Raw genomic sequence first — 7,143 nt, forward strand, 5'->3', positions numbered from 1 at the left:
TTTTCCAGGGATACGTTGCCGACGTCTCAACGCTACGTGTCCATAACCGACACTCGACAGGACGGAGAAGCGGCGAGCATGGGGGCAGGCGAGAGGAGAGGCGGGAGACGTCGCGGCGCGTGCTATGGAACGCGGCATGAATCACGCTCACAGTCAGTCCCTGTTCGCCCGCGCGCAGGCGCGCATCCCGGGTGGAGTGAACTCTCCGGTGCGCGCCTTCCGTGGCGTCGGCGGGGACCCTGTCTTCTTCCGTGAGGGCTCCGGAGCCTGGCTCACCGACGTGGATGGCAACCGCTACGTCGACCTGGTGGGGAGCTGGGGGCCGCTCATCCTTGGCCACGCCTACCCGCCCATCGTGGAGGCCATCATCGACGCGGCTCGGCGCGGCTCGTCGTTCGGCGCGCCCCATGCGGGCGAGGTGGAGTTCGCGGAGCTCATCTGCGGGACGATGCCGGTGGTGGAGATGGTGCGGCTGGTGTCCAGCGGCACGGAGGCCACGGTGGCCGCCATCCGCGTGGCGCGAGGCTTCACCGGTCGCGAGCACATCCTCAAGTTCGAGGGCTGCTTCCACGGCGCGGGAGACCCGTTCCTGGTGAAGGCGGGCAGTGGCGTGGAGACGCTGGGCCTGCCGGACTCGCCGGGCGTGCCCGCGGCGCTGGCGAAGCTCACGCTCACCGCGCCCTATAACGACCTGGCGGCGGTGGAGCGCATCTTCGCGGAGAAGGGGCAGGACATCGCCTGCGCCATCATCGAGCCGGTGGTGGGCAACATGGGCGTGCTGGTGCCCAAGCCGGGCTACCTCCAGGGCCTCCAGGCCCTGTGTCAGAAGCACGGCGTGCTGCTGGTGCTGGACGAGGTGATGACGGGCTTCCGGCTGGCGCGCGGTGGGGCGCAGGAAGTGTACGGGCTGAAGCCGGACCTGACGACGATGGCCAAGGTGATTGGCGGCGGCATGCCGCTGGGCGCCTATGGCGGTCGCGCGGACATCATGCGGAAGGTGGCGCCGGCGGGGCCCGTGTATCAGTCCGGCACGTTGTCCGGGAACCCGGTGGCGGTGGCGGCGGGGCTGGCGTGTCTCAAGGCGCTGGCGGCGCCGGGGACGTACGCGCGGCTGGAGCAGGTGAGCCGGATGCTGGAGGAGGGCTTCATCGCCGAGGCGAAGGCCGCCGGTGTGCCCGTCACCGTCAACCGCGTGGGCAGCATGCTGACGGTGTTCTTCACGGCGGAGCCGGTGTTCGACTACACGAGCGCGAAGACGTCTGACACGGGGCGCTTCGGACGCTTCTTCCACGCCATGTTGGACGCGGGCGTGTACCTGCCGCCGAGCCAGTACGAAGCGGCCTTCGTCTCGCTGGCCATTGGCGAGGCAGAGGTGGCGCACGTGCTCGGGGCGGCGAGAAAGGCCTTCCGCTCGCTTGGCCAGACCGGTTGAGCCGACGCCCCTCGAGGGGCCCGTTCGCTTCGGTCCCTATACCCTGGTGCGCCGCATTGGCGCCGGGGGGATGGGAGAGGTCTTCCTCGCGCGCGAGGAGGCTCCGCGCCGCGCATGTGTGGTGAAGAAGGTCCTGCCGCAGCTCATGGAGAGCCCGCAGTTCGTGGGGCGCTTCCGCGACGAGGCCCGGGTGGTGGTGCGGCTGACGCATCCCAACATCGCCCGCGTGTATGCGATGGGCGAGGTGGAGGGGCAGCTGTACCTCTCCATGGAGTACGTCCGGGGCAAGACGCTGAGCCGGCTCTCGTATCGGCTGCGGCAGCTGGGGCGGATGATGCCCTTGGGTATCATCCTGCATCTGGGCGAGCGGCTGTGTGAGGGATTGGCCTATGCGCACGATGCCACGGATGAAGAAGGGCACGCGTTGCATCTGGTGCACCGGGATTTGTCACCGGCCAATGTGTGTATCAGCTACGACGGCGAGGTGAAGATCATCGACTTCGGCGCGGCGCAGTCCACGCTGAAGGAGCAGCAGACGGCGCCCCGGGTGGTGATTGGGAATCTGACGTACATGTCGCCGGAGCAGGCGCGCAAGCGCTTCGTGGACCGGCGCGCGGATGTGTACGCGGTGGGCGTGTTGCTGTGGGAGCTGTGCGCGTGGAAGCCGCTGTCGCAGCGGGGAGACCCGGTGGAGCGCTGGCGCCGCGCGGCGTATCCGCAGTGGGAGAACGCGGGGAAGCATCGGCAGGGGCTGCCGTCGAGCGTGGATGCGTTCCTGATGCGCGCGCTGACGGCGGAGCCGGCGAATCGTTTCCCGGACGCGGCGGCGATGGGGGCGGAACTCGCGCGACTGAAGGCGAAGCTCGCGCCCGGCGTGGGGGACGCGGAGCTCGCGAGGCTGCTGGCGCTGGTCTTCCCGCGCGAGAAGAAGGCGGAGGAGAAGCTGCTCGAGGAGCTGCTGCGCGAGGAGGCGAAGCGCTCGCATACCGAGCCGGAGCTCGTCGCGACGCTCACCCCGCCGACGGCGCTCGCGTTCGAGCACAATGCCATCTACACGCCGGATGACTTCGTTCCGTCCGAGCGGGCGCAGGTGGGCCCGCGGCCCGAGGCCGAGGATGAGCCGACGCGCGCGGCCGGTGCTCGCGGTCCGGGCGAGGATGAGCCGACGCATGTCGCTGGCGGGCGTGGCCCCGGTGAGGATGAGCCGACGCATGTGGCGGGTGGACGCGGCCCCGGCGACGATGAGCCGACGCGCGCGGATGCTCCGAGGAGAACCGCGTCGAGTGAGTTGCGACATGCGGTGGGGCTGCAAGGTCCCGGCGACGATGAGCCGACGCGCGCGGCTGGTCCGAGGCGAACTGCGTCGAGCGAGTTGAGACACGCGGTGGGGATGCAAGGCCCCGGCGACGATGAGCCGACGCGCGCGGCTGGTCCGGTGCGAACAGGGTCAGGCGAGCCGAGACAGGGCCCCGGCGACGATGAGCCGACGCGCGCTGCTGGTCCGAGGAGGCCGGGGTCAGGCGAGCCGAGACAAGGTCCTGGCGACGACGAGCCGACGCGCGCGGATGGATGGGGAAACGCCGACGAGGATGAACCCACCGCCGTGGCCGTGCCTCCGCGAGTGGACGCACCGCGTGTCGATGACCCACTGGCGACGATGCCTCTCCGGGCGGAAGACCTCGCAGCGCGGACCGCGCAATACGGAACCTACCTCTCGGAGTCGGACGCGAGTTCCGAGCGTGGAGGTGTCGGCACAGGGACTCGCTCGAAGCCCACGTCTCCCGTCGAAGCGACCGAGGCCCTGGATGCGGCGAAGGTCCTCGTGGCCATCGAGCAGGCGGCCTCCGCGCGAGCCAGTGGTGCCCACGAGCCCCTGTTCCCGCCGGGCGCCGAGGACACGGTGACGCCCGCCATGTCGCGACACGCCCCCCGACGCGCGCCGCGTGAGACGCAGGTCGGCTTCGGTATCGACATCTCGCAGACGGTGGCCACGGAGGCCCTCGAGGCGCGTCGACTGGAGCTGGTGCGCGCCATCACCGGTGACGGCGAGGTCCTCACCGCGGAGCCCGAGCCCTCCGGTGGATGGCTTCAGGGCTCCCGCGTCTGGCTCGCCGTCGCGCTGTTCACGGGCGCGTCGCTGCTGGGGCTGCTCGTGGCCTGGCTCACGATGTGGCGCTGACAGCCCACCCTCCTCTCGACTTCAAGTCACGGAACGGCCAGCAGCGGGCGCGTGGAAGCGGGTGAATCCAACGGCAGGTAGAGGCGGAAGCACGTGCCGGTGCCCGGCTGGGAGTCGAGGGTGAGGTGTCCCTGGTGGGACTCGATGATGCGCTTCACCACGGCGAGCCCCAGTCCGGTGCCCTTGGCCTTGGTGGTGAAGAAGGGCTCGAAGATGCGCGCGCGCACCTCGGCGGTGATGCCCGGACCGGTGTCGCTGAACTCCACCATGACCTCGGGCGCACCCGCGGCGCGGCGCACCGCGGCCCGCAGGCGTCCTCCTTGTGGCATGGCCTGCATCGCGTTGATGGCCAGGTTGAGGAAGGCCTGACGCATCATCCGCTCGTCCACTGTGACGGGCGGGACGTCCTCCTCCAAATCCAGCTCCACGCGGACCGCACCGGGTGACTCCGCGAGCGCCCCGCGCACCGCGTCTTCCACCAGCGGCGCCAGGGGCACTGGATGGGGATGCGGCGCGGGAGGTCGAGCGAAGGTGAGCAGGTCCGCGACGATGCGGTTGAGGCGGTCCGCCTCCTCCGCGACGATGTCCACCAGGGGCTCGGCCGGACTGCCCGGGCCGATGATTCTGCGGATGGAGGCCACCGAGTTGAAGATGGCGCCCAGGGGATTTCGCACCTCGTGGGCCACCACGGCGGACAGCTCGCCCAGGGCCGCCAGTCGCTCGCGACGCACGAGCTGCTCCTGCGTCCGGGCCAGCTCCACGTAGCTGTCCTTCAAATCCTCCACCAGTCGCGCGCCCTCCAGGGCCAGTGCGAGCTGGTTGGCGATGGCGCTCGCCCGCTCGATTTCAGCGGGGGAGAAGCGGCGGGTCCTCCGTGTCTCCGTGGCGACCATGACCCCGACGGGCCTGTCCCGCACCACCAGGGGCAGCACCAGGAACGCCTGCGCGGAGGAGCTGTCTCGCAGCTCCTGGTCCACCCGGACGTCGGTGACGGCGTCCTCCACCATCACCAGCTCGCGCGTCAGGAAGGCCAACCCGGTGGCGGACGCATCCGGTGCGCCCGCGGGCAGGCAGCGTCCGAGCAGCTCCGGGTGGCTGCCACTCACCGCGCGGACCTCCAGCCACTCGCCCGTGGAGTTCGGCATGAGGACATAGGCATCCGGTGTATCGATGATGCGCGCGAGGCTGGTGACCCCGGTGGCCAGCAGCTTGTCGAGCTCCAGCGTGGTGGCCAGGGCCCGCGCCACCTCGTGCAGCAGCGCCATGTCCTCGGCGCGTCCCCGCAGCTCCTGCAACAGTCGATGTGTCTCGATGGCCGCCGCGAAGTGGGTGCCCATCGCCTGCAGCGTCTCCAGCTCCAGCGGAGTGAGGTACCTGGGCTCACGGAAGAGGATGCTGAGCGTGCCCACGCCTCGGGAGCGCACGCGCAGGGGGATGATGACCAGCGTCTGGAAGCCGCGCTGTCGCAAGTCCTCGCGCAGCCCGTTCGGGCAGTCTTCCACCTCCACCACCAGCGGCGCGCCCTCCTGCTGGGCCTGGTTGCACAGTCCTCCCGCCAGCCACAGCCGCGCGAAAGGGTCCGTGTCCGCGTCGTCCAGGTCCATGCCGCGCGCGTACGCCAGCTCCATCTGGTTCTCTTGAGGGAGCAGGATGGTCACCGCGTCGCAGGCCACCAGCCCGACGATTTCCTCCGTGCCCGGCCCGAAGAAGGCGCGCGGGTGAGGCGCCGACGCCGCCTCCGAGGCCAGTCGGTTGAGCGCCGCCAGCGCCGTGTTCTGCGCGGACAGCCGGGAGATGGTGAGCGCCGCATCGAGCGCCGCGGACACCTGCGCGCCGAACAGCCGCACCGGCGCCATCTCCTCCTCGCGCAGCCATTCTCCCGCCACCGCCAGCATCGCGCGGGGACGGCCCTCCACGTCGATGCGCACGGCGATGGTGTGGGCCGGCCCGGCCCGGTTCAGCGCGCTCCGAGCGCAGTCCGCCTGGGCGCCGTCGAGGAACCAGGCCGCCTCCTGTGACAAGTCATTCGAGTAGGCCGAGCCCTCCTTCCACGCCCGGAACAGCAGGGACGGCCAGCGGCCCACCACGTCCCGCACCCACCGTCCGCTCATCATCCGCGCGTCCGGAGGCACCAGCGCGACGGGGACGAAGGTCTGCCCCAGCCGCACCCCCTCGCCTTCGGGTGACAGCCACGCGAAGGCGAGCCCCAGCTCCTCGAGCCCGGAGAACACCCGCCGCAGCACCTCGCCCTCGGTGCGCAGGGAGGGCAGCCCCGCGCCCAGCTCCGCCAGCCGTTGGAGCACGCTGCGCCGCAGGCCCCGGGACGTGACGTCGCGCACCAGCGCCACCCAGTCGGGCCCGCTGGGAATGATGGTCATCTCCACCTGTCGTTCTCCCGTTGCCGTGCGAAGCGCCGCCTCGTAGGTGCTGGACACCGATTCGCCGCGCAGTCGGCGTGACTGCTGCTCCATCACTTCCGTCACGCTCGACTCCGTCAGGAGGAGCGTCGCCGGGCGACCCACGATGAGCTCACGTGGGTGCCCCACCAGCATGCCGAGCGCATCATTCACATACACGAAGCGACGCTCGCGGATGACGCAAACGCCGACGGACATCTCGTCGAAGGAGCCATAGGGAGCTCCGCCCCGGATGGATGGATTCACGGCACCCATGACTCTTCCACCGCATGCAAGGGTGGAGAAGTGGGGCTCCCGACACTTAGATGACCAGACCACAGACGCGGCCAACGACTCGCGGTTTTCCCTTACATCGCGAGACGCCCGTGTCATGTGTTGACGCGCGTCACGCGGGATGCGGGCGATGACAGGAAATGATGCGGGCGGGCCCGGAAACGAGGGCTCCGCCCGCGAGTCAGTCCATGAACTCGCCAGGTCTCCCAGCGAGCAGGCGGCGACTCAGGCCGACGCGCCGGGTCCCTGCGCTGAGCCCCGGTGGTGGACCTTCTCGTACAGGCCGATGAGGTCCGCCTGGCCCACGATGTGGCCCTCCATCGCCTTCAACAAATCCCTGCGGGTAGGCCGGCCCAGGTTCGGCAGCACGACGTCCAGGGCGTACAGCTTGAAGAAGTACCGGTGCCGGCCGATGGGGGGCATGGGGCCCCCGTACGCCTGGTGGCCGAAGTCGTTGAGCCCCACCCGCGTCCCTGGGGGCAGCACGTCCACCTGGGCCCCCTCCGGCAGCCCCTGGGCGCCCGGGGGGATGTTGTAGAGGACCTGGTGGCAGAAGATGCGCTGGGGATGCTTGGGGTCCGGAGCATCCGGGTCCTCGACGATGAGCGCCAGGCTCTTCGTCCCGGCGGGTGGGTTCTCCCAGTGCAGGGGTGGGGCGGTGTCCTCTCCTTCGCCGGTGAAGGCGATGGGGATGAGGTCCCCGTCCTTGAAACGGGGGGACGTCAGCACGAGGGGCTTGGGCATGGAGTCCTCCGACAATCGGGATAGGAGCAAGCTGGCGACGCGCACACCCCGGCGCGGATGAGCGACGCCCCGGCCGCTGGGGCGCCGGGCACCAGGGG

4 protein-coding genes are annotated in these 7,143 nt (G+C 70.3%); 2 read left to right on the forward strand and 2 right to left on the reverse strand.

Annotated elements, in window-relative coordinates; translation table 11 throughout:
- Positions 1-136 precede the first annotated feature (136 nt).
- Together hemL and HR086_RS17190 are read left to right on the forward strand one after the other, a co-directional pair.
- Positions 137-1,432: a glutamate-1-semialdehyde 2,1-aminomutase gene (hemL, locus tag HR086_RS17185; RefSeq protein WP_174466152.1), complete on the forward strand. Its 1,296-nt coding sequence runs from the start codon at positions 137-139 to the stop codon at positions 1,430-1,432.
- Positions 1,416-3,611, forward strand: a complete 2,196-nt coding sequence (locus HR086_RS17190) for a serine/threonine-protein kinase (RefSeq protein WP_254626360.1) — start codon at positions 1,416-1,418, stop codon at positions 3,609-3,611. The genes hemL and HR086_RS17190 overlap by 17 nt, the downstream gene beginning before the upstream one ends.
- 26 nt (positions 3,612-3,637) lie before the next feature.
- Here HR086_RS17190 and HR086_RS17195 read toward each other — a convergent pair whose 3' ends face one another.
- Both HR086_RS17195 and HR086_RS17200 read right to left on the reverse strand, forming a co-directional pair.
- Positions 3,638-6,274, reverse strand: a complete 2,637-nt coding sequence (locus HR086_RS17195; RefSeq protein ID WP_371745748.1) for a GAF domain-containing protein — start codon at positions 6,272-6,274, stop codon at positions 3,638-3,640.
- Between the two features lie 252 nt (positions 6,275-6,526).
- Entirely contained in the window at positions 6,527-7,045 is a 519-nt protein-coding gene (locus HR086_RS17200) for a YbhB/YbcL family Raf kinase inhibitor-like protein (RefSeq protein WP_141647718.1), read from the reverse strand.
- Between the last annotated feature and the right edge of the window lie 98 nt (positions 7,046-7,143).

It is taken from the genome of Myxococcus sp. CA039A, assembly GCF_013336645.1.
Taxonomy (GTDB): domain Bacteria; phylum Myxococcota; class Myxococcia; order Myxococcales; family Myxococcaceae; genus Myxococcus; species Myxococcus llanfairpwllgwyngyllgogerychwyrndrobwllllantysiliogogogochensis.

Excerpts from the sequence above, each read along its gene's own strand:
- HR086_RS17200 (WP_141647718.1), bottom strand. The coding sequence starts at position 7,045 with ATGCCCAAGCCCCTCGTGCTGACGTCCCCCCGTTTCAAGGACGGGGAC.
- hemL (WP_174466152.1), top strand. The coding sequence starts at position 137 with ATGAATCACGCTCACAGTCAGTCCCTGTTCGCCCGCGCGCAGGCGCGC.